General features: G+C 69.0%; 23 protein-coding genes. 14 read left to right on the top strand and 9 right to left on the bottom strand.

Going from position 1 to position 24,767, the window contains the following annotated elements; genetic code table 11:
* Window positions 1-100 precede the first annotated feature (100 nt).
* The 3 genes from SK803_RS24620 to cyaB are packed head-to-tail and all read left to right on the top strand — an operon-like array spanning window position 101 to window position 3,864.
* Window positions 101-2,239: a B12-binding domain-containing radical SAM protein gene (locus SK803_RS24620; protein WP_319968442.1), complete on the top strand. Its 2,139-nt coding sequence runs from the start codon at window positions 101-103 to the stop codon at window positions 2,237-2,239.
* Between the two features lie 18 nt (window positions 2,240-2,257).
* Entirely contained in the window at window positions 2,258-3,316 is a 1,059-nt protein-coding gene (locus tag SK803_RS24625) for an aldo/keto reductase (protein ID WP_319968443.1), read from the top strand.
* On the top strand, window positions 3,313-3,864 hold the full coding sequence (gene cyaB / locus SK803_RS24630; protein WP_319968444.1) for a class IV adenylate cyclase: 552 nt from the start codon (window positions 3,313-3,315) through the stop codon (window positions 3,862-3,864). The genes SK803_RS24625 and cyaB overlap by 4 nt, the downstream gene beginning before the upstream one ends.
* 80 nt (window positions 3,865-3,944) lie before the next feature.
* Here cyaB and SK803_RS24635 read toward each other — a convergent pair whose 3' ends face one another.
* From SK803_RS24635 to SK803_RS24655, 5 genes are all read right to left on the bottom strand, one after another.
* A complete protein-coding gene (locus tag SK803_RS24635) occupies window positions 3,945-4,154 on the bottom strand; it encodes a DUF397 domain-containing protein (protein ID WP_319968445.1) in 210 nt (69 codons plus the stop codon).
* Window positions 4,155-4,171: 17 nt separating this feature from the next.
* The gene (locus tag SK803_RS24640) at window positions 4,172-4,882 is read right to left on the bottom strand and encodes a Scr1 family TA system antitoxin-like transcriptional regulator (RefSeq protein ID WP_319968446.1); all 711 of its coding nucleotides are present in this window, start codon (window positions 4,880-4,882) and stop codon (window positions 4,172-4,174) included.
* 84 nt (window positions 4,883-4,966) lie between these two features.
* A complete protein-coding gene (locus tag SK803_RS24645) occupies window positions 4,967-5,842 on the bottom strand; it encodes a PaaX family transcriptional regulator (RefSeq protein ID WP_406601575.1) in 876 nt (291 codons plus the stop codon).
* Window positions 5,839-6,720 carry a fumarylacetoacetate hydrolase family protein gene (locus SK803_RS24650; protein WP_319968447.1) on the bottom strand — a complete coding sequence of 294 codons (882 nt, stop codon included), beginning with the start codon at window positions 6,718-6,720 and terminating at the stop codon, window positions 5,839-5,841. Before SK803_RS24650 ends, SK803_RS24645 begins: the two co-directional genes overlap by 4 nt.
* Window positions 6,721-6,753: 33 nt before the next feature.
* On the bottom strand, window positions 6,754-7,167 hold the full coding sequence (locus tag SK803_RS24655; protein WP_319968448.1) for a RidA family protein: 414 nt from the start codon (window positions 7,165-7,167) through the stop codon (window positions 6,754-6,756).
* Between the two features lie 40 nt (window positions 7,168-7,207).
* On the opposite strand from SK803_RS24655, the gene SK803_RS24660 reads away from it, so the two are divergent.
* From SK803_RS24660 to SK803_RS24675, 4 genes are read left to right on the top strand one after another with little or no spacing between them, the layout of a single operon-like run.
* Window positions 7,208-7,690 (top strand): cupin domain-containing protein, encoded by a 483-nt coding sequence (locus SK803_RS24660; RefSeq protein WP_319968449.1) that lies wholly within the window; start codon window positions 7,208-7,210, stop codon window positions 7,688-7,690.
* Window positions 7,691-7,710: 20 nt separating this feature from the next.
* A complete protein-coding gene (locus SK803_RS24665; RefSeq protein ID WP_319968450.1) occupies window positions 7,711-8,598 on the top strand; it encodes an acyl-CoA thioesterase in 888 nt (295 codons plus the stop codon).
* A 21-nt stretch (window positions 8,599-8,619) separates the two neighbouring features.
* On the top strand, window positions 8,620-10,209 hold the full coding sequence (locus SK803_RS24670; RefSeq protein ID WP_319968451.1) for an AMP-binding protein: 1,590 nt from the start codon (window positions 8,620-8,622) through the stop codon (window positions 10,207-10,209).
* On the top strand, window positions 10,206-12,587 hold the full coding sequence (locus SK803_RS24675) for a bifunctional salicylyl-CoA 5-hydroxylase/oxidoreductase (RefSeq protein WP_319968452.1): 2,382 nt from the start codon (window positions 10,206-10,208) through the stop codon (window positions 12,585-12,587). The genes SK803_RS24670 and SK803_RS24675 overlap by 4 nt, the downstream gene beginning before the upstream one ends.
* On the opposite strand, the gene SK803_RS24680 is transcribed toward SK803_RS24675, so the two are convergent.
* The 3 genes from SK803_RS24680 to SK803_RS24690 all read right to left on the bottom strand — a co-directional run bounded on the left by SK803_RS24680 (window position 12,571) and on the right by SK803_RS24690 (window position 16,043).
* The gene (locus SK803_RS24680) at window positions 12,571-13,377 is read right to left on the bottom strand and encodes an RCC1 domain-containing protein (protein WP_319968453.1); all 807 of its coding nucleotides are present in this window, start codon (window positions 13,375-13,377) and stop codon (window positions 12,571-12,573) included. The two genes, SK803_RS24675 and SK803_RS24680, sit on opposite strands and share 17 nt — an antisense overlap.
* Window positions 13,378-13,642: 265 nt before the next feature.
* Window positions 13,643-14,938 (bottom strand): MFS transporter, encoded by a 1,296-nt coding sequence (locus tag SK803_RS24685; RefSeq protein WP_319968454.1) that lies wholly within the window; start codon window positions 14,936-14,938, stop codon window positions 13,643-13,645.
* A 148-nt stretch (window positions 14,939-15,086) separates the two neighbouring features.
* Window positions 15,087-16,043 carry a threonine ammonia-lyase gene (locus SK803_RS24690; RefSeq protein ID WP_319968455.1) on the bottom strand — a complete coding sequence of 319 codons (957 nt, stop codon included), beginning with the start codon at window positions 16,041-16,043 and terminating at the stop codon, window positions 15,087-15,089.
* Between the two features lie 301 nt (window positions 16,044-16,344).
* Between SK803_RS24690 and SK803_RS24695 the strand changes: the two genes are divergently transcribed.
* Genes SK803_RS24695 through SK803_RS24705 form a run of 3 tightly spaced genes read left to right on the top strand, consistent with a single transcriptional unit; the run spans window position 16,345 to window position 20,185 of the window.
* Window positions 16,345-17,550 (top strand): hypothetical protein, encoded by a 1,206-nt coding sequence (locus SK803_RS24695; protein ID WP_319968456.1) that lies wholly within the window; start codon window positions 16,345-16,347, stop codon window positions 17,548-17,550.
* A 24-nt stretch (window positions 17,551-17,574) separates the two neighbouring features.
* Window positions 17,575-19,656 (top strand): tetratricopeptide repeat protein, encoded by a 2,082-nt coding sequence (locus SK803_RS24700; protein ID WP_319968458.1) that lies wholly within the window; start codon window positions 17,575-17,577, stop codon window positions 19,654-19,656.
* Window positions 19,657-19,666: 10 nt separating this feature from the next.
* Window positions 19,667-20,185 (top strand): flavin reductase family protein, encoded by a 519-nt coding sequence (locus SK803_RS24705; protein WP_319968459.1) that lies wholly within the window; start codon window positions 19,667-19,669, stop codon window positions 20,183-20,185.
* On the opposite strand, the gene SK803_RS24710 is transcribed toward SK803_RS24705, so the two are convergent.
* Complete coding sequence (locus SK803_RS24710; protein WP_319968460.1) at window positions 20,156-21,067, bottom strand: AfsR/SARP family transcriptional regulator; 912 nt, start codon at window positions 21,065-21,067, stop codon at window positions 20,156-20,158. The two genes, SK803_RS24705 and SK803_RS24710, sit on opposite strands and share 30 nt — an antisense overlap.
* Before the next feature lie 337 nt (window positions 21,068-21,404).
* Here SK803_RS24710 and SK803_RS24715 point away from each other — a divergent pair, with 337 nt between their 5' ends.
* The 4 genes from SK803_RS24715 to SK803_RS24730 are packed head-to-tail and all read left to right on the top strand — an operon-like array spanning window position 21,405 to window position 24,689.
* Window positions 21,405-22,295, top strand: a complete 891-nt coding sequence (locus SK803_RS24715; protein ID WP_319968461.1) for an ABC transporter ATP-binding protein — start codon at window positions 21,405-21,407, stop codon at window positions 22,293-22,295.
* Window positions 22,292-23,029, top strand: a complete 738-nt coding sequence (locus SK803_RS24720; protein WP_319968462.1) for an ABC transporter permease — start codon at window positions 22,292-22,294, stop codon at window positions 23,027-23,029. The genes SK803_RS24715 and SK803_RS24720 overlap by 4 nt, the downstream gene beginning before the upstream one ends.
* A complete protein-coding gene (locus SK803_RS24725) occupies window positions 23,026-24,090 on the top strand; it encodes a sensor histidine kinase (protein ID WP_319968463.1) in 1,065 nt (354 codons plus the stop codon). Before SK803_RS24720 ends, SK803_RS24725 begins: the two co-directional genes overlap by 4 nt.
* On the top strand, window positions 24,087-24,689 hold the full coding sequence (locus tag SK803_RS24730) for a response regulator transcription factor (protein WP_319968464.1): 603 nt from the start codon (window positions 24,087-24,089) through the stop codon (window positions 24,687-24,689). Before SK803_RS24725 ends, SK803_RS24730 begins: the two co-directional genes overlap by 4 nt.
* Window positions 24,690-24,767: the final 78 nt, after the last annotated feature.

Raw genomic sequence — 24,767 nt, forward strand, 5'->3', positions numbered from 1 at the left:
GTACCTAGCGTGATCACCTGCCGTGCTGGTCGTGCCCCCGACCGGCCAGCACGGCGCTTCCATCACTCTTCAGGCGCGACGACATCCGTGGGGGACTCTGATGCGTGATTCGCGTCAGTCTGGCCGTGTTCGGCTCGTCGACACGATCGCACATGTCACCGGTACGGCGCCTACCGTGGGCGCGGGGCCGTGGACGGTTCCGCTTGCTCAACCCGACCGGGTCCGGGAAGCGATTGTCGAGTGTGTCGACGGCCGGACGGTCGTCGTCACCGGCACGTTGGACCGGCGACTGGTGCTGATCGAACACGAGCCCGGTGGCACGTGGACCGCGGCCGACCTGTCCGGGCAACCCCACCGCACCCGAACCTGGCCGGCCTGGGCCGCCGACCACCTGCACATCCGTGATCCGGACGGATGGCTGTCCCATGCCGAGATCAGTACCGAAGGCGTGCATCGGCTGTTGCGGCCCTGGTTGCTGCTGGCCGCGCTCTATCACCCGGAGCACTTCCCACTGCCGAGGTTCCCGCTGGCGATCTCCGACCTCGCCCGCGCCGTTCGCGCCGCCCTGCTCGGACAGGTCGAGTTGATGGACATGCAACTCGGTGCGCAGCTGCACCACATCATCGAGCGCGTTGACTCAGGACAAGTCGACATCCTCGGGATCTCCGCGACCTTCGGCCAGCACGACCTCATGACCGAGCTGCTCGACGCGGTGAACGCCATGGACACCCCGCCGATGTTCGTCGCCGGAGGCAGCCTCACCGCGCGCAACGAGTCGATGCTGCTGGAGCGCTACCCGAACCTGATCATCAGCCGCGGTGCGGGCGAGCCCACCATCGCCGACGTGCTGTCGCACTGGCACAAGGACCTCACCCTGGATCAGGTTCGCGGAGCCGGCTACATCGGCGCTCCCCGCGGCGCCGGGACGATGGCGATCGCCCGTCGGCGCAACGCTGTTGTGCCCAACCTCGCGCAGGCCGACATCCTCCCGGAACTCGACCTGCTGGATCTCACCCTCACCTGCAACGGGGTAGCACAGCTGGAATTCAGCAGAGGCTGCACCAACTTCTGCTCCTTCTGTCCACGAGGCCACAAAGGACAGTGGTTCGGCGCTGAGCCGGAATCGCTGCGCTGGACGCTGCGCGAGATCGGCGCGGTCTTCGACAGGCACCCGCACCGCAACAGGACCGTTTACCTGGTCGACGAGGAGTTCATCGGCCGCGGCGATGACGCGGTGCCGCGGGCGATCGCTGCCGCGGACTTGCTGGCCAGGGCGGGCTTTTCCTGGGAGACATCTTGCCGGGTGGACCAGGTCGTGCGCCTCGACCGTGACCACACCTGGCACCGGGAGCGTGCCGAGATGTGGCGTGGCCTGGTCGCCCGTGGGCTGCGTCGGTGCCTGTTCGGGGTGGAATCCGGCGTCACCTCGATCCTCGAGCGGTTCGACAAGGAGACCACCGGCAAGCAGAACGTCCTGGCGATCCGAACGCTTACCGCACTGGGCGTGCCGCCCCGGTTCACCTACATCACCTTCGACCAACTCATGACCCCTGCGGAACTGCACGCGACCTACGCCTTTCAGGGCCGTACCGACCTGCTGATGAAGCCGCAACCGCACCTCACCGCCGAGGAGATCGTCGAGGGCGTGCGCGATGAGCGATGGGTCGCCGAGCACACGACCGGCCGACCCTTCTACCACGGCATCAGCTACATGCTCGTCGGTATGGAGTGTCTGATCGGTGCCGCCTACACCCGCCGAGCCGAGAAGGAAGGCCTCACCGGTCGGCCCGACCCGTCGATGGGCCGCGTCGAGGCCCGCTACCAGGACTGGCGCATCGGCATTCTCGCCCGCTGGGCGCAGTTGTGGATCGACCGGAACTTCCCGCTCGACTACACGCTCAAGAGCTTGGAGAAGATCCTCGGCGGTCCCGCCTGCGACCGTGTACGAGAGCTGCGTCGGGTGCTCAAAGACGCCGCCTACTTGCTGTTCGGCGGCATGCTCAACGCCCTGGACGCAACCGACGTGAACGCCGCGGATCGGCAGCAACTCGACGAGGTGTGCGCCGCAGTGGTCGAGGTGATGATCCGCGAACTGCGCGGCTCGCTGGAACCTGTCGTCACCGCCGTGCTCGATGACCTTCCCCCTGAGCAGCGCGACATCCTGGCGCGCGAACACGACCGCTGGATGCTCAACCACGAGTGGACGCTCATCAACGCCGGCGATCCGTGTGGCACCTGACAAAGGAGAAACGGCACTGTGGCCACCCTGGAACGCCGGGTCCTTCCCGGCCTGGACAAAGAAGTCTCGGCGATCGGTGCCGGCTGCTGGACCATCGGCGGCCCGAGGGCCAACGACGGCGTCCCGATCGGCTGGGACGACGTCGATCCACACGAGGCTTTCGCCGCGCTGCTGAAGGCACATGAGCTCGGCGTGACCTTCTACGACACCGCCGACGTCTACGGCCTCGGCCGTTCGGAACGTCTCCTCGGTCGCCTGGTGCGCGAAGTCGGCCGCGACGGCCTCGTCATCTCCAGCAAAGTCGGATACTTCGCCGGCACGGGCCAGCACCCGTACCACCCGGATCAGATGCGGCACCAGTTCAACACGACGCTGGCCAACCTCGGCACCGACCGGCTCGACGTCTACTTCTTCCACAGCAACGACTTCGGTGACGATGATCGGTACCTCGCGGACGCGATCAAGCTCATGCGCATGTGGCATGCCGACGGTGCCGTCGGCGCGATCGGCATGCGCGCCCCGCACGTCTTCGCCCAACAGTGGGCGGGCGGAACCGGACCGCACTCTGCGGAGTCGGCACGGTTTCTCAAGCTGTTCCGGGAAATCGCACCCGATGTGGTGCAAGCGCGGTTCAACCTGCTCAGCCCGCTTTACGACCCCGACGACACCGACATCTTCGCGTTCGCCCGTCTCCACGGCGTCGGCGTGCTGATCAAGCAGGCGCTCGGCCAGGGCGTGCTCCTGGGGAGCTATGACCCCGATCAGCCACCGACATTCAGCCACACCGACCACCGCAGCACTGACCCGGCTTTCACCGCGGAGGCTTTGCGGGCCGCGTCCAACAAGCTCGCGCCGTTGCGAGACCGCTTCGGGCACAACTCCGCGACACTGGCTCGCGTGGCGCTGCGCTACGTCCTGCAATCGGCACCCGACTCGATCGTGCTCACCGGCTTCCGCCACGCTGCACAAATCCACACGAACGTCACGTGTCTCGGCGACCCGCTCACCGACGACCAGCTCGACGAGATCCGGACTCTCCTGCACCCCACCACTAGCGAGGAAGGCGACCTGACGTGAGGTACATCGAGGTCGAGAAGAAGTACGCCTTGCCCGACGCGGAAGACCTCAAGGCAAAGTTGGTCAACCGCGGAGCCAAGGCCGGCGATCCGACCAACCAGGTCGACTCCTACCACAACGCGCCGCACCGTGACTTCACCGAGCCCGAAGCCATCTCGGAGTGGCTGCGTGTACGCACCGACAACGAGGGCAACGCCTCCATCAACTACAAGCTCTGGCCCGCCGGCCGCGCGCACGCCGACGAGTTCGAGTCCTCGGTCGGCGATGTCGAAGCCATCCGCCGGATGCTCGAAGCCCTCGGCTTCCCGCCGCTGGTCACGGTGAACAAGACCCGCGAGGCCTGGACTCTCGATGACATGGAGATCGCCTTCGACCACGTCGAAGGCGCGGGCACGTTCGTCGAGTTCGAGTACAAGGCCGAGGAAGCGGAACAGACTCCAGAGGGAGCTCTGGCGTACCTCGACCAGTTCATCGCCGAGCTTGACGTCGAACTCGGCGAGCAGATCAAGCGCGGGTATCCGCACATCCTGCTCGGTCGCCAACGCTGACCAACTGCGTGGAGAGCTGCTTCTGAACGGAGAGCCGCGTCAGCCAGCGCTGACGCGGCTCCGCTGGCAAAGGGCGATCATCAGCGAACGAGCCAGGCGTGGAAGGCAGTCCACGCGTCCGGTTCGAACGTCAAGATCGCGCCATGGGCGTTCTTCGAGTCGCGGACCGCGAAGAAGTCGCGCTGGTCGGCGATCTCGACGCAGTCGGCGCCGTTGGTGTTACCGCTGGCCGAGGCCTTGCGCCAGCGCCACCCGTCCGCTGCTCCTTTCGTGTCCGGGATCAATCGCATCCCTCCTCTGCTGGGTGTCACAGTTGCGTGACGAGGTTAGCCAGCCGAGCCAACGACGCTTCGGACGGAAGTGACTTGTCCAGGACGTCCTCGAACGCCGCGACGAGATGATCCACGCTGCCAGGCTTGTCAGCTCGCGTCGTGTCGGTGAGGCTGTCGTTCCAGGCTGAGATCTCGCCGGTTCCGGCCTCGACGAAGATGGTGAACGGCATCAGAAGGGCCATCGTCAAAGGGGTTTCTCTCTCGACCAGCCGCAGGGCGATCATTCCTCGTTCAGCCAGGTCCAAGGCGTGCCGAGCCTGAGATGCCGTCGTCTCGCGATCTCCGGCGATGGTGAAGACCGCGTTCTCGTGGAGAACCAGCGTCACCTGCCGTTGGCGATCAGGCAGCCCGCGAATGGCGGCGAGCACCCGTTCGCGCTCGTCGGCACGCAGTGCGTGCTGATCGGCGCTCTCGGCAGGGGGCTGGTCGGGCACCACCCGGTACCGCAGCGCGACCTTCCTCCTGCGCAGCACCGACCGGGACTTGTTGAAGACCGCGGTCGTCAGATAGCCGCGCGGGTTGTCCATGTTCGAGGGCAGCGCCGCGAAGACGTCCTGCACGACGTCCTCCGCGGTCTCCCGGTCACCTACAACGCTCGCCGCGATGCGGACCAGCCCCAGGTAGTGCTGGTCGAAAAGCTCCTGCACGCGCACCGGCGAGGTTTGTCCCCCGCGTACCGACCTCATGGTGTCCTTTGCCGTCAGCCACCCAACCCCCGACACCAGTTAGACGCCTGAGTCCGGGGTCGATCAACACGATGATGCGGCAAATCAGCCGCGACCGTGGATCACGGCCAGCGCGTGTTCACGGGCAGGTGCGCTGAGCTTGGTGTTCAGCTCCTCGAACAACGCCTCCGCCGTCACGCCGTTCCACCCCGGCGGCAGCAGCGAGAGGGGGAGACCGGGATCGCTGTAGGGCAGGCGCCGCCACTGGGTCAGCATCGGCACGTACATCTGGAACGCCTGCTCCGGGGTCATGGCGCCGGCGTCGAGCTCGGGGCGATGGCGGCGCACGAAGTCCGCGTACAGGTCGGCCAGTTCGTCCAGGTCCCACCACGCGCGCACCTTCGAGCGCAGATCGCCGTACGCGAAGTGGTGGCCGGAGAAGATGTCGACGTACTCGGCCAGCCCGCGGCGGGCCAGGGTCCGGCGGGTCTCCGTGGCGAGGTTGCCCGGTGCGACCCACACGCCGGGCGCCGCTGTGCCGAAACCGAGCTGGGTCAGGCTGGTGCGCAGCGCGTGGCGCTTCTCCCGTTCGGACTCGGGCACGGAGAACACGACCACGAGCCATCCGTCCTCTGCGGTCGCCCGGCGGCGCTCGAAGATCCGCGCGTCGCCCTCCGCGAGCGTCTCCAGGGTCGGCTCGGCGAGGGCGTACCCCGCGGCGCCGTCACGGCGGTCGCTGCGGACCACCCCACGGCGCTTCAGGCGGGAGATCGAGGACCGGACGGCCTGGCCCTCCACGCCGAGGTCCGCCATGAGCTGCACGACGGACGCCACGGACAGCCAGTTGTGCTCGCCCCGCGCGTACAGGCCGAAGATCGTGATGATGAGCGGGCCGAGCCGGTCGCGCCCGGCGAGGGCCGGCGAGTCGAGCTCCGCGGTCGTGTCCGCGACGTTCAGTGGCTCGTCCTTCCCCGTGATCAGCTTCCGGTGAGTTTATCGCCCGGCCCGCTGAGATCCGTCCGCCTGACGGTGTTGCGCAGCTCGCCCAGCCCGCTGACCCGCGTGACCACCAGATCGCCGTCGCGCAGGAAGATCTGGGGCTCGCGGGCGTTCCCGACGCCGCTGGGGGTGCCGGTGAGGATCACGTCCCCGGCACGCAACGTCATGCCGTGGCTGAGCTCGGCGATGATCCGGGCGAAGGAGAACGCCATCTGCCCGCTGGAGGCGTTCTGCAGCAGCTGTCCGTTGACCTCGCACTGCACCCGCAGGCCGGTGAGGTCGTCGATCTCGTCGGCCGTGGTCAGCCACGGGCCGAGCGGCATGGTGGCGTCGAGGCTCTTGCCCTTGAGCCACTGCCCGCCGTGCGCCCGCTGGAGATCGCGCTGCGACACGTCGTTGGCGACGAGGAACCCGAACACGTGGTCCAGGGCCTTCTCCTCAGGGATCGACCGGCCGTCGCGGCCGATGACCATCGCGATCTCGGCCTCGTAGTCCCACTTCGCGGACATGTCCGGGTCGTAGGCGATGTCGTCGACCGGGCCGATGACCGTGTCCGGGCCCTTGGTGAAGAAGGTGGGGCGCTCGGGCAGGGACGCGGGCTCCTGTCCTCCGCGCTTGCCCTTCAACTCCTCGAAGTGGTCCAGGTAGTTCCAGCCGGTGCACAGGACGTCGCGGTTGAAGCGGTGCAACGGCGACTCCAGGCGGACCTCGGACAGCCGCAGCACCTCGCCGCGTTCACCGGGTGAACCGCCGCGGACGATGTCGTCGACGGTGGTGGTCAGCAGCGTGATCGACTGCTCCGCCTCGTCCACGACACCGGCCCGGCGCACGCCGCCGACGGTCAGAGAAGCGAGCTTCACTATTGCGTCCCCATTTCGCTGATCATGAAAACGCTACGGCTTGGCCAGGCGGTCGTCCGGGATGACGGCCACGCCGAGGATCTCGATCAGGGCCTCCGGCTGCCACAGCGCGGTGCAGCCGATGCCCGCCATGGCCGGGTAGACGGGGCCGGCGAGCTCGCGCCACACCTTGCCGATCTCCTTGCCGTGCGCCTGGTAGTCCGGGATGTCGGTGAGGTAGATCGTGATGCTGACCAGGTCCTCCGGCTCGCCGCCCGCCTCGCGCAGGGTGGTCAGCACGTTGCCGAACGCCTGGCGGAACTGCTCGACGATCCCGCCGGGGACGATCTTCATGTCGGCGTCGAGGGCGGTCTGCCCGCCGAGGTAAAGCGTGTTGCCGGCGAGCGTGCCGTGCGAGTAGCCGCGCGGAGCGGGCAGGCTGGCCGGGTTCACTGCTACAGGCCTCATGAGTATTGACACTATCTGACGGTCGTGAAGAATACGAGATATGGAGCCCGACCTGAGCAAGTACCAGCTCGAAGGCGACAACTCGATGTACCGGTTGCCCAGCGGGCTCGTCGCGCCCGTGGTGACGCGCGGTGGTGCGGAGAACCCGGACACCGCGAACTCCGGTGGCGCGATCCGGATCTCCGGGGTGAGCGCCCAGCACACCCCGGCCACGAAGCTGTGGTTCGGCAAGGTCACCAACGAACCCGGCTACCGCTCGGTCACGCACCACCACGGCGAGGCGGAGACCGGCGGCTACGTCCTCTCTGGCCGGGCGCGGATCTACTTCGGCGAGAAGTTCGAGGACTACCTCGACATGGAGGAGGGCGACTGGGTGTTCGTGCCGCCTTTCCTGCCGCACATCGAGTGCAACCTCGACCGCAACAACCCGCTGACGTGGATGACGACGCGGACGCCGGAGAACATCGTCGTGAACCTCGACGACGTCCCGGACGAGGACCTCCGCGACTGGCTGACCCGATGACCCCGGCGATGACTTCCGGGATGACTTCCGGGATCTTCACCGAGGCCATCACGCTGCGGAAGGCCGAGCCGGAGCACTTCGACCTGGCCTTCACCGCCGTCACCCAGCCCTGCCCGTGGCCCAAGGCCTACGGCGGCGATCTGGTCGCCGCCGCGGCGGCCGCGGCCATGCGGTCGGTGACCGACGGCAAGACGATGCACTCGATGCACAGCTACTTCCTGCGCCCGGCCGACATCGGCGCGGAGGTGCGGTACGAGGTGGAGGTGCTGCGCGACGGCCGGGGCTACAGCACCCGCCAGGTTCGCGGCTACCAGAACGGCAAGCCCCTCTACGTCTGCCTGGCGAACTTCGCCGCGGGCGAACCGAGCGGCACCTTCCAGGCCGAGTTCACCGAGAAGCTGCCCGACCCGGACGACCTGCCCAGCTCGGCGGACTACCTCGCCGACCTGACCGGCGGCTCGATGACCGAGGTGTCGAAGGCCTACTGGTCCGGCGGGCGCAGTTTCGACATGCGGCACGTGCCCGGCCCGGTCTACCTCGCCGTCGAGGGTGAGAAGGTCCCGCACCAGGCGGTGTGGATCAGGCCGTTCGACCCGCTGCGCCCGGTCGAGGGACTGACCGACGCCCAGCGAGACCTGGCCGCGCTTGCCTATGTCTGCGACTACACGATCCTGGAACCCGTGCTGCGGGTGCTCGACCTGCCGTGGGCCCGGCCAGGCCTGGTCACCGCGAGCCTCGACCACGCGATGTGGTTCCACCGCAAGGGATCGGTCGACGACTGGCTGCTCTACGTGCAGGAAGCGGTCGCCGCCGACTCGGGCCGCGGCCTGGGTTGCGGGCGCTTCTTCACCCGCGATCACCGTCACCTCGCCACCGTTGCCCAGGAGGGCATGATCCGCGCTTCCTGACCCGCCCGGGAAGGACTCACCATGGACACCTTCGCTCGCGACCACCTCCCTCCATCGGCGCTGTGGCCGACCATCGAGTTCACGACGCCGGAGCTGAGCTACCCGGAACGCCTCAACGCCGCCACCGAACTGATCGACGTGCCGGTCGCGACGTTCGGCCCCGACCGCCCCGCGGTGCGGACGCCGGCCGGGGAGGTCTGGTCCTACGGCGAGTTGCGGACCCGCGCCGACCAGGTCGCGCAGGTGCTGACCGAAGACTTCGATCTCCTGCCAGGACAACGGGTCCTGCTGCGCTCGCCCAACAACCCGTGGACCGTGGCCGCCTGGCTCGGTGTGCTCAAGGCGGGCGGTGTCGTGGTGACGACGATGGCCGCCTTGCGGGCTCGTGAACTCGCGCCGATCGTCGAGCGGACCCGCCCGTCGATCGCGTTGGTGGACAACAGGTTCGCCGAGGACCTGGACGAGGCCCTGTCGTCGCTGAAGGTCGTGGGATACGACGACCTCGCGGCACGTGCTGGGACGAAGTCGGGGGAGTTCACCGCCGTCGACACCGCGGCCGACGACGTGGCGCTGCTGGCTCCGACGTCCGGGAGCACTGGAACACCCAAGATCACCGTGCACTTCCACCGCGACATCCTGTCCATCGACAACACCTTCGGCCGGCACGTGTTGCGGCTGAACGAGAACGACCTCGTGGCGTGCACCGCGCCGTTCGCCTTCACCTTCGGCCTGGGCATGCTCGTCGTGTTCCCGTTGCGCGCCGGTGCCTGCGCTTTGCTGACCGAGGCCGCCACCCCCGCACAGGTCGCGGATCTGGTGGAGCAGCACGGAGTCACGGTGCTCGCGACGGCGCCGACGGCGTACAAGGCGATCCTGCGCGATGGAATCGAAGAGAAGCTCAGGGGCCTGCGGGCCGCGGTGTCGGCCGGCGAGCACATTCCGCAGGAGACCTGGCAACGGCTGCACGACCGGCTGGGGCTGAAGGTGATCGACGGCATCGGTGCCACGGAGTTGTTGCACATCTTCATCTCCGCCGCCGGGGACGACATCCGGCCCGGCGCCACCGGAAAGCCGGTTCCGGGCTACCGCGCGACCGTTCTCGGTCTCGACGGTGAGGAGCTCGGCCCCGGCGAGCTGGGCCGGCTCGGCGTCATCGGCCCGGTCGGCTGCCGCTACCTCGACGACGCGCGCCAGAAGGACTACGTGGTGGGTGGCTGGAACGTCACCGGCGACGTCTTCCACCGCGACGAGGACGGCTACTTCCACTACCACGCCCGCAACGACCACATGATCGTCTCCTCCGGGTACAACATCGGCGGCCCGGAGGTCGAGGAGGCCGTCGACACCCATCCCGACGTGCTGGAATCCGCCGTCGTCGCCAAGCCCGACGAGGAACGCGGTTCGATCGTGTGTGCCTTCGTGGTGCTGCGTGACGGCGTGGAGGGGAACGCGGCGAAGGCCAGGGAGATCCAGGACCACGTGAAGCGGACCATCGCGCCCTACAAGTACCCGCGCGACGTGCGGTTCCGCACCTCGTTGCCGCGCAACGCCAGCGGCAAGCTGCAGCGGTTCGCACTGCGCAAGATCGTCGAGGACGAGGAGCCGGCGTGAAGATCGCGATCGTCGGCGGTGGCCCCGGTGGCCTGTACCTCGCCGCGTTGATGAAGCAGCTCGACCCCGCGCACGACATCACCGTCTGGGAACGTGACGCCCCGGACGTCACCTTCGGGTTCGGCGTGGTGTTCTCCGACGAGACGCTCGGCGGCATCGAGAACGCCGACCCGGAGTTCGCCGACGCCATGTCCCGCCGGTTCGCCCGGTGGACGGACATCGACATCCACGTCGGAGGCGAGAGCCACACCGTCGGCGGGCAGGGGTTCGCCGCGATGAGCCGCAAGGAGCTGCTCGGCCTGCTGCAACAGCGGTGCCGCGATCTGGGCGTGGTGGTGCACTACTCGACGCCCGCTCCGGATGTGGGTGCCTTGCGCGCGTCGCACGACCTGGTGGTCGGCGCGGACGGCGTCAACTCGCTGGTCCGGCAGTCCTCTTCGGACGTTTTCCGGACCACTTTGGACCGGCGGCACAACAAGTACATGTGGCTCGGCACGGACCTGGTCTTCGAGGCGTTCCAGTTCTTCATCAAGGACACCGAGTGGGGCACCGTGCAGGTCCACGGCTATCCCTACTCCGACAGCGGTTCCACGTTCATCGTCGAGATGCACGAGGACGTCTGGCGCCGCGCCGGTTTCGACACCGCCGAGGAGTTCCCGCCGGGTGTCTCCGATGACCGTGCCGTCGAACGGATCCGCGAGCTGTTCGCCGCGGAACTGGCCGGGCACCAGGTGTTCGCGAACAACTCGAAGTGGCTCAGCTTCACCACCGTGCGCAACGAACGCTGGCACGACGGCAACCTGGTCCTCGTCGGCGACGCCGCGCACACCGCGCACTTCTCGATCGGCTCCGGCACCAAGCTGGCGATGGAGGACTCGCTCGCCCTCGCCGCCTGCCTGCACGAACACCGGGACGTCGAGACCGCGCTGACGGCCTACGAGGCCGAACGGCGCCCTGTCGTCGAGTCCACGCAACGAGCCGCCCAGGCGTCCCTGGAGTGGTTCGAGAACATCGGCATGTACGTGGGGCAGGAGGCGACCCGGTTCTGCTTCAACCTGCTGACCCGGTCCCGCCGCATCACCTACGACAACCTCCGCACCCGCGACTCGGACTTCGCCGACCGCGTCGACGCCGCTTTCGCCGCCTCCCAGGGACTGGAGACCACCGCGCCGGCGATGTTCCAGCCGTTCCGCCTGGGACAGCTGGAACTGAAGAACCGCGTGATCGTCTCGCCGATGGACATGTACTCGGCCGTCGACGGCGTGCCGGGCGACTTCCACCTGGTGCACCTGGGATCCAAGGCCATGGGCGGGCCGGGCCTGGTGATGACGGAGATGGTGTGCGTCTCGCCGGAGGGCCGCATCACGCCCGGCTGCACCGGTCTGTGGACCGACGAGCAGCGCGACTCGTGGGCGCGGATCGTGTCGTTCGTGCACGAGCGCAGCACCGCCCGGATCGGTTTCCAGCTCGGCCATTCCGGCCGCAAGGGCTCGACCCGGCTGATGTGGGAGGGCATGGACGAGCCGCTGCCCGACGGCAACTGGGAGACGATCAGTCCGTCACCGCTGCCGTACGGCCCCGGCTCACCCGTCCCGCGCCCAGTCGGCCGCGACGACCTGGACCGCATCACCGCCGAGTTCGTGGCCGCCGCCCGCCGAGGTGCCGACGCGGGCTTCGATCTCCTCGAACTGCACTGCGCGCACGGCTACCTGCTGTCGTCGTTCCTCTCACCGATCTCGAACCAGCGCACTGACTCCTACGGCGGTTCGCTGGAGAACCGGCTGCGCTACCCGCTGGAGGTGTTCGACGCCGTCCGCGCGGTGTGGCCGGCCGAGCGCCCCATGATCGTGCGCATCTCCGCCACCGACTGGGCCGACGGCGGCAACACCGAACACGACGCCGTGGAGATCGCCCGCGCCTTCATCGCCCACGGCGCGGACGCGATCGACGTCTCCTCCGGCCAGGTGACGGCGGACGAACGTCCGGCGTACGGCCGTTCCTACCAAACCCCGCTGGCGGACCGGATCCGTCACGAAGCGGCCGCGGCCACCGGCACCGCGGTCATCGCCGTCGGCGCCATCGCCTCCTACGACGACGTCAACTCCATCCTGCTGGCCGGCCGCGCCGACCTGTGCGCGATCGGCCGCACCCACCTGTACGACCCGCACTGGACTCTGCACGCGGCAGCCGAACAGGACTACCGCGACGTGCAGTGGCCCGTTCAGTACCGGGCGGGCAGCCGCAAGCCGCCGACCGCGCGCACCGACGCCGTCCGCCCGCGCCTGTCCCTGCTGCGGGCGGACGCGCCGGACCGCAACGTGCACCTGCGCTGGACTCCGCACCGCCCGCTCGTGAGTGGTGTCATTCCAGCAGGATGATGCTGAAGTCCTTGCCGGGCGCGACGGCCATGACGTCGCGGTACTTGGCGGGCACCGTGGCCTGGCTGTCGGCGTTGTGCCCCCAGCCGAACGCGGTGCCGTCCGCCTTGATCGCGAGGTTGTGGTTGTAGCCGCTGCTCACCGAGACGACACCGCTCTGCGCGGCGGGCGGTACGGGGAACGGACCGTTGTTGAGGCCGTCCGGCCAGCTCTCCGAGATCACCGAGCCGTCGTTCAGCAAGACCTGACAGGACTGGTATCCCCCGGCCACGGCCACCGCGTTGCGCACGATCCTCGTGAACCAGCACGGAGTGTTGGAGTGCTGGGTCCAGATGACGATCGTGCCGTCGGCCTTCGAGGCCATGCTGTGATACGGGCCGGCCGAGATGGTGGTGACGCCGCTCAGTGCCTCCGCCGGTACCACGTTCGGCTGCTCGTAGTTCCAGCCCCATTGCACGACGGAGCCGTCCGACTTCAACGCCAGGCCGTGGTTCTCTCCGGCGGAGATCGGCACCACACCCTGCCGGGCCGCTGCCGGTACGTCGTTCAGCCCCGTGTCCGGCGAACCCCACGCGATGACGGAACCGTCCGACTTCAACGCGACGCTGTTGCGCGCGCTGGCGGAGATCGCGACCACTCCGCTGAGCGCCTCAGGAGGGACGTCGAGGTGCCCATACCCCCAGTCCTCACCCCAGGCGAGGACGGAACCGTCCGACTTCAACGCCAGCACGTGGCTCCTGCCCGCGTCGATCGCGATCACGCCGCTGGACGCGCCGGCGGGGATCTCCACGGGTTCCCAGCCCCAGTCGCCCGCCTTGTCGCTCCAGCCCTCGACGGCGCCGCGGACGACGGTGAGCTGCCGCGATGGTGACGCGGTGAGAGTCGATGGTCACGTCCAAGAAACCCGACCGCCCAGCCATCAGCCCCCCAGCCCCCGACCACGGCCTCGGGCGGCGGCGGACCCTCAGAACCGCCGAACAACGCCTGGTGACCGATGAATCGTCGGTCGCAGACTACTTACCGCGACGCGGGAGACCCAGCCCTGGGCTGCCGCGTCACGACGCCGCGCTCAGTGCGACCACGGGCACCGCGCCCACCGGACGCAGCCGGAACAGCGCGAGCGAGGCGATCAAGCTGATCCCGCACACCGCGACGATGTAGGCGGTGACGCCGGAGGACGACCCTGTCTCGTTGAGCAGGGCCGTGGAGATCAGCGGCGCCAGTCCGCCACCGAGCAAGGCGCCGAGTTGCAGCAGCAGTGAAGACCCCGAGTAGCGGACGTTCGCCGGGAACGTGTCGGCGACGATCGCTCCCTGGACGCTGTGCGTGATGGGGATGATCAGGCCCATGCCGGCCAGCGCGAGCAGCACGACGGCCGGGTCGCCGGTGTTCAGCAGCGGGAAGAACGCCGCGCCCCACGTCATCAGCGCGAGCGAGCCCACGACGAACATGGTGCGCCTGCCCCGGCGGTCGGCGACCGCTGTCCACAGTGGAATGGTCGCGAGCCACAGCACCGACGCCCCGGTCACCGCGAGCACCAGGAACTGCCTGCCCAGCCCCAGTTGTGACGTGCCGTAGGACAGGGTGAACACCATGAACAGGTAGGCGACCGCCGAGTTCGCCACGATCGCGAGCAGCGTGATCACCAGGCGACCGGCGCCGACCGACAACGCCCGCCGCAACGGGAACCGGACGATGTCGTGCCGGTCGACCGCGGTCGCGAAGGTCGGTGTCTCGGTCACCCGCAGGCGGATCACCAGGCCCACCACCACGAGCGCCGCGCTGAGCAGGAACGGGATCCGCCAGCCCCACGCGGAGAACGCCGCGGGTGACATCGCCGTGCTGGTCAGCAGGAACACCGTGTTCGCCAGCACCAGACCGGCGGGCGTGCCCATCTGCGGGAAGCCCGCGTACCTGTTGCGTTGATCGGACGGCGCGTGCTCCATCGCCATCAGGTTCGCGCCCGCGTTCTCGCCGCCCAGCCCGATGCCCTGCACGACGCGCAACGCCACCAGCAGGATCGGGGCCCACACGCCGATCGCGGCGAAGTTCGGGATCGCGCCGATCAGCGTGGAGCCGATGCCCATCAGCACGAGCGAAACCACCAGCATCGACTTGCGGCCCACGCGGTCGCCGAAGTGGCCGAACACCAGGCCGCCGAGCGGGCGCGCGACGAAGCCCACGGCGAACGTGCTGAACGCCGCGAGCGTGCCGGCCGCGGGGGACAGCGACGGGAAGAACTGCTTGTTGAAGATCAACGCGGAGGCGGTGCCGTACAGGAAGAAGTCGTACCACTCCAGCGTCGCGCCGGTGAGGGTCGCGAGCGCTACCTTGCGCGGTGGGGGAGCCATGTCACTTCAACCTCCAGTGCGTCCGGTGCCGCGAAAGCGTGGCCGGGCGGCGGATCGGGCACGAACACCTTCCGCCGTGACCGTCGCCGCTGTACAGGCAAGCCTGGCGACAGTGGTTCAGGTATGGCCTGCCGCAAGAATTCCCGGCTCAGCCGTTGGACCACCGCACGACGTCGGCGACCGTCGCGTTGCCGCCGCACACCACGATCCCGAGCCGCACGTCGGGCCCGGTCTGTTCGAGCACCGTGCGCGCCGCCGCCACGAGACAGCCCGCGGCGGGCTCGGCCCACACCTTCTGCTTCTCCGCCAACGTGATCGAGCCCTGCACGGCCTCCGCATCGGACACCACCAGGACGTCCTCCAGCAGTGCGACGGCGTGGTCGTAGGTCAGCTGCGAAACGTGAGGTGCCGAGAGAGTCGAGACGATCGACGTCGGCGTGATCTCCACGGGTCCGCCGGCGGCCAGGGCCTGGTGCATCGCGTCGGCGCCCTCGACCTCGACGCCCCACACGCGGACGCCGGGCACGAGCGCGTGGAACGCCGTCGCGACGCCCGCGATGAACCCTCCGCCGCCGATGCTCACCAGCACGTCGGTGAGATGCGGGGCGTCGGTGGCGAACTCCAGGCCCACGGTGCCCTGGCCGGCGACCACGGTCGGGTCGTCGTAGGGGTGCACGAGGGTCGCGCCCGCCGCCACCAGGTCGTTCAGCAGCGCGAACGCTGACGGCAGGTCATTGGTGAGCCGTACGTCCGCACCGGAAGCGCGTGCCATGTCCACCGACCGGGCGGGTGCGGAGGAGGGCATCACGACGGTGGCGGCCACGCCCAGTTCCTGGGCGGCGTTGGCCAGCGCGATGCCGTGGTTGCCGCCGCTGACCCCGACCACGCCCGCCGCCCGTGCCTCGCCGGACAGGGAGAGGATCTTCGCGAAGGCACCGCGCGTCTTGAAGGATCCGCTGCGCTGCAACAGTTCCAGCTTCACCGTCGTCGGGACGCCGAGCAGCGCGGACAGCCCCGGCGAGGGCAACGTCGGCGTGCGCAGCACCCGTCCGTCGATCACCTCGGCCGCGGCCCGGACGTCGTCGATGGTCAGCAGCTCAGCCATGCCGCCACCCTAACCAATCGGGGAATTGTTCATCTCGTCGGCGCACAATTCCATTTTGGAGCGCTCTTGGAGATTTCTTGGAGAGCACGGGCAGACTCGCTCGTGTCGGTATTCCAGCCTGAGGAGGTGCTCTCATGGAGAAGACCAAGACGTCGAAGATGAAGAAGATCACGGTGCGCAAGGTGGGCCCGGTTCGCCTCACGGCGGCCGCCTGCTCGCAGTACAACACCAAGCCGGTCTAAGGCTCGGCGTGAGTGCGCTGGGCCTCGTGCCCAGCGCATCTCGCCGGAGGAGGAGCGTTGTGACCGAGTTCGATCTGGACCGGCCGGTGCCGCTGCACCCGCTGGTGTTCCTGGAGGACGGCGACGAGGTGACGATCGGCCGCGCCGACGTCGACTCGTACGGCATCTTCCCCGGTGAGGGCGCCGAACTCGTGCGCAGGCTGGTCGCGGGCGACACGCCGCGCCAGGCGGCCGACTGGTTCGAGCGGACCTACGGCGAGGACGTCGACATCGAGGACGTCGTCGCGGGACTGGACGAGCTCGACCTCATCCGCAGGTCCGGCGAACTCGCCGCGGAGACCACCCCGGTGCGCTTCACGCGGCTCGGCGCGGCGCTGTTCTCGCCGCTGGCCTGGGTCGTCTACGCGGCACTGGCCGGGTGGGCGCTGATCCTCATGGTGTTCGATTCAGGCCTCAGGCCGAGTTATCACAACATATTCTTCTCCGACTATTACATGGTGATTCAGGTCGGACTGTTCATCGCCGCCATTCCGCTGTTGCTCATGCACGAGTCCTTTCACGCGTTGGCCGGGCGCAGGCTCGGCGTCAAGTCGCGGCTGAGAGTCGGGCGGCGGCTCTACTTCATCGTGCTGGAGACGTCGCTCGACGGTCTCGTGGCGGTGCCGCGGCGCAAGCGGTACCTGCCGATCGTCGCCGGGTTGCTGGCCGACGTCATCGGGATCGCCGTGTGCACCATCGCCGCCGACCTGACGCGCCACCCGGACGGCACGTTGTCGGGTGCGGGGCGTTTCCTGCTGGCCGTCGCGTTCGCCGCACTGCTCCGGGTCGTCTGGCAGTTCTTCTTCTACCTGCGCACGGACATCTACGTGCTCGTGAGCACGGTGCTCGGTTGCGTCGACCTGCACGGGGCCGCCCGCCAGATGGTCCGCAACCGGTTCAGGCGACTGCTCGGCCGCAGCGAGACGGACGAGTCGGAACTGCATCCCGTGGACCGCAAGGTGGCGCGCTGGTACTCGTGGCTCGTCGTCGTCGGCTACACGGCGAGCCTGACGACGTTCGTGCTGGCCGGCGCTCCCGTCGCCTACCGGTTCGCCACCGGCGTGATCGGCCGGATCACGGGTGACGGCGTGCCGACGGCCCTGTTGCTCGACTCGATCGTCTTCGGCGGTGTGGCGATCGCGCAATGCGCGGTGCTCGGCTGGCTCATGGTCCGCGAACGCGTGCAGAAGCGCCGCGACCGTCGTCTGCAGCACGTCATCCACTGAGCGATTCACGGAAAGGGACGCACCATGGACAGCCGCTACTGGATCCGCGCCGACCAGCGACGCGACCGGACGCACGCGCTCGCCGCACTGGAGCTGCCGCCGATCTGGGCGACTGTCGACGCCCACCGGAGGCTGCGCGGGCCGTACACCGCGGCGGGGTCGTTGCTGCGCATGATCGCCGACGACCTGCTGGACCGGTGCCCGGAACTGGGGGAGCGGCACAACATCGAGCTCCTCACGAGCACGCCGGAGCTGGCAGGGAGGGTGCCCAGCCCGTGGCACACGCTCGAATGGGCCGTGCAGGACAACGAACGCACCCGGTACTACTCGCGGCTGCACACCCGCAACATCGCCAACGGCCTGGCCGAGGTGCTGCGCGACTACCTGGCCGCCCTCGGCGGAGGACCGCGCACACTGGTGATCGAGAACGCGCACCAGGCCGACCCGTCGGACCAGGAGTTCATCGCGGTGTTGTTGCGTCGCACCGACATCCCCGGTCTCACGGTGGTGGTCGGCACCGGCCGGGAGCCGCTGGCGGACCCGCGCGGTGAGATCGACGTGTCGCTGGCGGAGACCATCGCCGTGCACGCGCAGGTGGTGGAAGCCCCAGCCGCGGAACACCCGTTGCCCGACAACCCGGCACAGGCCTATGTGGACAGTGACGGCACGGACGACGACCCGCGCCTGCTCGCCGCCTACCTGGCCCTGCCCGGCGACGCCAGGGCCGCACTGCACGACGCCCGAGCCGAGCAGCTCGCGCGTTCCACGGAGTTCTCGCTGCACCTGGGCGCCATTCCGTACCACCTGGAGCACGGCAGCGACCCCTCAGGAGCCGGTACCGCGGCCCTGCGCGCCGCCCTGGACCACTGCCACAAGACCGGGCTCTACCAGGCCGCCGCGGACCACGGCCTGCGCGGACGGGCGGTCGCCGACCTGGAGGCCGACCCCGACACGTGGTGGCACCTCGTGCTGCAGACCGGGATCGTGCTGGCGGCGGTCGGGCGTGCGGACGAGGCCGAAGCGCTCTACGTCGAGGGACGTGCCGCGTCCACGGATCCGGCCGTGCACCTGGAGATGGCGTACTCGACCGCGATGCTGCACGCGCGGCACTATCCGGAGACGCAACGGGACTACGTCCGGGCACGCGCGTGGATGAACCAGGCGATCGCCTTCGCGTCACTGGTGACCGACCCGAAGAAGGAAGCGTTCCAGTCCGTGTTCACCCGCAACGGGCTCGCGCTGGTGGAGGTGCGGGAGAAGAAGCCAGAGGTGGCGCTCGCACTGGTCAACGAGGGCATGGCCAGGCTGGACCGGGACCTGGAACCGCACGAGCACGAGCTGCATCGCCTGGTGCTGCGGTACAACCGGGCCCAGGTCTACGGCGGGATGGGCCGGCTGGACGACGCGCTCGCCGACTACTCCTACGTCCTCGAACGGGATCCGAACTTCCCGGAGCACCACTTCAACGTCGGCAACATCCTGCGCAGGCTGGGCCGCGACGAGGAAGCGATCGCCGCCTACCGCGAGGCACTGCGCCTCTCACCGCCGTTCCCGGAGGCGTACTACAACATCGGTGACGCACGGCTCGCGCTCGGCGACACCGAGGGTGCCCTGGCGGACTTCGGGTACGTCATCGAACTGGATCCGCGGCACGTCGACGCCAGGATCAACCGCGCCGGCCTCCTGCTCGCTCTTGGCGACGTCGAGTCGGCGTGGCGCGACGTCGCCGCCGCTCTCGAACTGGCACCGGACAACGCCCACCTGTTGTGCCTCAAGGGCCAGTTGCTCGTCGAACAGGATCAGTACGCGGCGGCGTCGGAGGCGCTGGCCGAGGCGGTGCGACGCAACGAGCGGCTGGCAGAGGCCTGGGCGATCCGCGGCACGATCGCGGTGGCGTCCGGCGAGCTCACCGACGCGATCAGCTACCTCAGCACGGCCATCACGCTCGACGACAACCCGGAGGCCCGGTTCAACCGCGCGGTCGCCTACGAGGAGTCCGGGGAGCTGGACGCGGCGATCGTCGACTACGACGCGGTGCTCGCCGTCACCGACGACGAGGACGCGCGGGAGCGCAGGGAACTCTGCGCCGTCGCGACGGCCAGGTAGGAGGATCGCCGTGACCGCAACGGAGAACGTGGCCTCCGGACTGCCGGTGGCCACGTTCACCGAGGCCATGAGCAGGCTGGTCTCCGGCCTGGCCGTGGTCACCACGCGCCAGCCGACGGGGCAGCCGTGCGGGTTGCTCGTCTCGTCGATCTGCTCGTACAGCGTGGATCCGCCGTCGGCGCTGGTGGTCGTCGACCACGCGTCACGATGCCGCGACTCGTTGGCGCGCTGCGTGGAGTTCGGCGTGCACGTGCTCGGTCGTGGCGAGGAACGAACCGCACGAACGTTCGCGAGCCGTGGCGCGGACAAGTTCGCCGACGTCGGGTGGGAGTGGGACGGGGAGGTGCCGCGGCTGTTTGACGCGCCGATCTACTTGCGGTGCAACACATCTGCGGTGTTCGACCACGGCGACCACACCGTGCTGATCGGCGAGGTCGCCCGCACCGAGGTGGCCGAGGCCGAGCCGCTGGTCTGCTACCGGCGACAGTTCGACTGGCGGCTACGGCGAAACGGCGTGCGCCAGCCGTAGCCCGGCGAGGCCGCGGTCGTGCCGGTGCCCGCGGTCGAACGGATCGTCCCCGCTGAGGATGACCTGGTGCATGGCCCGCAGCCGTGGCCCCGGCTCGATGCCGGCGTCGCTCGACAACACCCGGTACGCCCTGGCGTAGGCCGTCAACGCATCGGCGCGGCGTTCGGCCTGGCACAGCGCGAGCATCAGCTGCTCGTGGAACCGTTCCCGCAGCGGATAGGTCGTGCACAGCTCCTCGAGATCGCCCACCGCGAGATGACCGTCGCCGTGGCAGAGCAGCACGTCGAACCGGTTGCGCAACAACTCCAGATATTCCTTCTCGAGTCGCGTGACGTCGTGGTCGAACATTCCGGTCTCGCGCAGGTCCGCGAGTGGGGAACCGCGCCACAGGCCAAGTGCCGCGTCGAGCTTCTCCCGTGCCCGCACGCAGTCGCCGGCCGCGATGTCGGCCTGCCCTTGTTTCGCCAGTTCGCGGAATCTGGTGAGGTCCAGCTGGTGTGGTTCGAGGCAGAGCACGTAACCGGACGGCCGGGTGTTGAGAACGGGATGCGAATTCCTCGCGCTGATCCAGCCAGGGGTGAGCACTCGCCGCACCGCGGTCACATATCCGTGCAGTGCGGCGATGGCGGAACGGGGAGCACCACGGCTCCACAACTGGTCAACGATGCGGTGCGTCGGCACGAACTCGTTGGCGTGCAAGGCGAGCAATGCGAGCAATGCCCGTTGTTTCGGTGCGGTCGGTGTGCATCTTCGATTGCCCCGAGTGAGCTCGAACGTGCCCAGAACCCGGAAGTGCAGTGGTTCGTCTCCCGCTGCCAAGTGATCGCCACCCCTAGTCCGGATCTTCTCGTCAGGACCAACTCGGTGAGTGTCGGGGAGCATTCGGTCATCGAGGTAGTGCTCGGCACGAAACTGCCCATGGCATGCCTTCGACGCGAGTGCCCATAACGAAGCCGAATGAGCGCGGATCAGGTTCCCGCATAGGCACTTCAGCGGCGTTCAGGTGAACTTGCATTCGATGCCGAAGTGGAACCTGTTGACGGCAATGATGCTGGGCCGACTCTGGCTGTCACACTCCGGGGTACTCGACGCGGGCAGACTGCAGCGGAGGTCCGGCACGGCTCGCGGAGGGCCGCCGCACCGGGCTGACATTTGTCATCTCGACGAGGTGACGTCACCTCACTACTGGTGACAGCTTCCGCCGACCAGGCTCAGCACCATGGAGACGGTCCTCGAAGTACGTGGGGCGCGCTACGACTACGGCGCCACGCAGGCATTGGCCGGTGTCGATCTCGACGTCGGCGTGGGGGAGTGCGTGGCGTTGCTCGGCCCCAACGGCGCGGGCAAGACGACGCTGGTGAACCTGGTGGTCGGCCTGCTCGCCGCCAAGGAGGGCCGGGTTCGGGTCCGCGGCGGTGATCCGCGGATCGCGTCGACCCGGCGGCATCTCGGCGTGGTGCAGCAGTCGCTCGGGTTCCCGAACACGCTGAAGGTGGGCGAACTGGTCACCGGTGCCGCCGTGCGCGCGGGCCTGGCGCGGTCGGCGGCCGGGCCGGTCATGGCCGAACTCGACCTGACCGACCTGGCCGGCCGGCGCGCGGCGAAGCTCTCCGGCGGCCAGAAGCAACGGCTGCAGCTGGCCATGGCGCTGGTCGCCGAACCGCGGTTGCTCGTGCTGGACGAACCGACCGCGGGCCTGGACGTGCCTGCCCGCAAGAGGTTCTGGCAGATCCTCGCGGAACGGCGGGAGCGCGGCACCGGCGTGCTGCTCACCACGCACCTGATCGAGGAGTCGTCCGCCGTCGCCGACCGCGTGGTCGTGCTGGACCGGGGGAGGGTGATTGCTGGTGGGACGCCGGACGAGCTGGTGGCGCGGTTGCCCGATCGCACGGTGACCGTGCGGACGGCGTTGGTTCGTGCGCGGCTTGAAGAAATCCCTGATGTGGCGTGGGTGCGCGACGACGGCGACCACGTGCATCTGGGCACGCGCACGCCGGAAGCGTTGCTGCGGGTGCTGCTCGCGGAGGATCCCGGCCTGACCGATCTCCGGGTCGAGGGTGCCGGGCTGGAAGAGGCAGTGGCGGGACTGATCGAGAGGGGTGCGGCGTGAACGCGAACGTTTTCGGTGTCGAGCTGACGGACGAGCTGAGGGCTGTCGTCCGCGAGCCGGCCGCGCTGTTCTTCTCCATCGTGATGCCGGTGGCGTTCTTCGCGCTCTTCGTGTCCCTGTTCGGGAAGTTCAGCAGCGGAGGGGTGTCGGCGGGGACCACGATGGTCGCCACGTTCGGCGCGTTCGGCGTGATCTCGGTGGTGTTGATGAACCCCGGCATCGGCGTCGCGGCGGATCGGGAACGCGGGTGGCTGCGGGCGAAGCGGGTGTCCGCGGTGCCGATCGGTGTGACGCTGGCGGCCAAGGTGGTGGCCGCGCTGCCCTACGCGGCGGGGGTGTTGCTGGCGATGATGGCGACCGCGGCGATCACCGGGTCGCTCGACGCGCCGGTGCCCGCGCTGCTGCGGATGCTCGTCGTGCTCGTGGTGGGCGCGTTCCCGTTCGCGTTGCTGAGCCTGGCGATCGGCTTCCAGGTCGGGTCCGGCGCCGCTGCCGCCGTGCTCAACGCGATCCTCATCCCGTCCGCCGTCGTGTCCGGGCTGTGGATGCCGCTGTCGATCATGCCCGCGTTCTTCTCCGACATCGCCCGGTTCCTGCCGACCTATCACCTGGCGGAGCTGGCGCGCGCGCAGCTGGTCGGTGGGCCGGTGCTCACGCATGCGCTCGTGTTGCTCGGCACGACGATCGTGGCGGCGGGGCTGGCCGCGGTGTCGTATCGTCATGCGCGGTCATGAAAAAAGTCGCTGGGATCTCCCGCTGGTTGCACCTGATCTACCTCGGGAACCTGTTGTGGGCACCGGTGTTCGACCCCGCCACGGGCTGGGCGGACTGGGCGCTCGTCGCCGTCGTGGTGGTCGCCTTCGTCCCGATGTACGTGCTGGCGTGGCACCGGCCGGACCTGGTCCGCTGGTGCTGCACGGTGCCGACGGTGGTGCTCGGCGCGCTGGCGACGCCGTTCAACACCGGTGCGGCGGTGCTCTTCGTCTACGCGGGGGCGTTCGCGGGCCTGTCGGAGTCGCGGCGCGTGGCGATGCGGTGGTTCGTCGGACTGACCGCGCTGATCTTCCTGTTCGCCGTGGTGTCGACGGTCGAGCTGCCGTACCGGCTGTGGGGCCTGCTGCCGTCGTTGATCTTCCTGTGGCTGATCGGCATCCTGCAGGTCGAGTGGGCCGAACGCGACCGCGAGGCAGCCGAGCTGCGCATCCGCACGGCGCGGGTCGAGCATCTCGCCACCCTCGCCGAACGGGAGCGCATCGCCCGCGACCTGCACGACCTGCTCGGCCACACGCTGACCGCGATCATCCTGCGCGCCCAGCTCGTCGCCGCGGATCCGGCGCGGGCGCGGGAGGAAGCGGCGGAGATCGAACGCACGGCCCGTGCGGCGCTCGGCGAGGTTCGTGACGCCGTCACCGGCTGGCGCAGCGCGAGCCTGGACACCGAGCTGGAGGCGGCGCGCACCGCGTTGACGAGCCTCGGCGTGGAGGTGGTCGTGCGGCGCGACCCAGGCCTGACGATCGTCGGCTCGACCGAGCACGAGCTGGCACTGGCGTTGCGCGAGGCCGTCACCAACGTGGCCCGGCACGCTCAGGCGACAACGTGCCACATCGGGATCGAGGCCCGCGGCGGCGAGCTGTGCCTGGTGATCGCCGACGACGGCGTCAGCAGCCGCGCGCCGGAGGGCAACGGCCTGACGGGCATGCGCGAACGCATCGCGGCGCTGGGCGGTCTGGTCCGGCGCACCGGTTCGGCGGGCACCACCGTCACCATCGCGGTCCCGCTGCGGGTGGCCACGTGATCAGGGTCGTGCTGGCCGAGGACCAGGCGATGGTGCGCGGCGCGTTCGCACAGCTGCTGGACCTGCAGCCGGACGTCACCGTCGTCGCGACCGCCGGAAACGGCGACGAAGCCCTCGCGGTCGTCGCCGAACACCGCCCGGACGTCCTGCTGACCGACATCGAGATGCCCGGCCGCACCGGCCTGGACGTCGCCCAGGAACTGGCCCGCCGCGGCGATCCCACCCGAATCCTGATCATCACGACGTTCGCCCGCAGCGGCTACCTGCGGCGCGCGATGGACGCCGGAGTGGCGGGGTATCTGCTGAAGGACGCGCCGATCGCGGACCTGGTCTCCGCGCTGCGCCGGGTGCACGCCGGTGAACGCGTCGTCGCCCCGGAACTCGCGATGGCCGCCTGGGACAGCGCCGACCCGCTCACGCCCCGCGAACGCGAACTGCTGCACGAGGTCACCACCGGCGCGAGCAACGCCGACATCGCGGCCCGGCTGAACCTCGCGGAGGGCACCGTCCGCAACTACCTGTCGACGGCGATGGCGAAGCTCGGCGCCCGCAACCGGTCGGACGCGGCGAACATCGCGCGGGACCGGGGCTGGCTCTGACGCGAGGCCGCGTGGGGTGGATCGGTCACCACGTGTGTCCGTTGGCTGACCGTCCGAGTTCCGGTATTTCGGCCCTGC

It is taken from the genome of Lentzea miocenica (assembly GCF_033949945.1).
Classification (GTDB): domain Bacteria; phylum Actinomycetota; class Actinomycetes; order Mycobacteriales; family Pseudonocardiaceae; genus Lentzea; species Lentzea miocenica.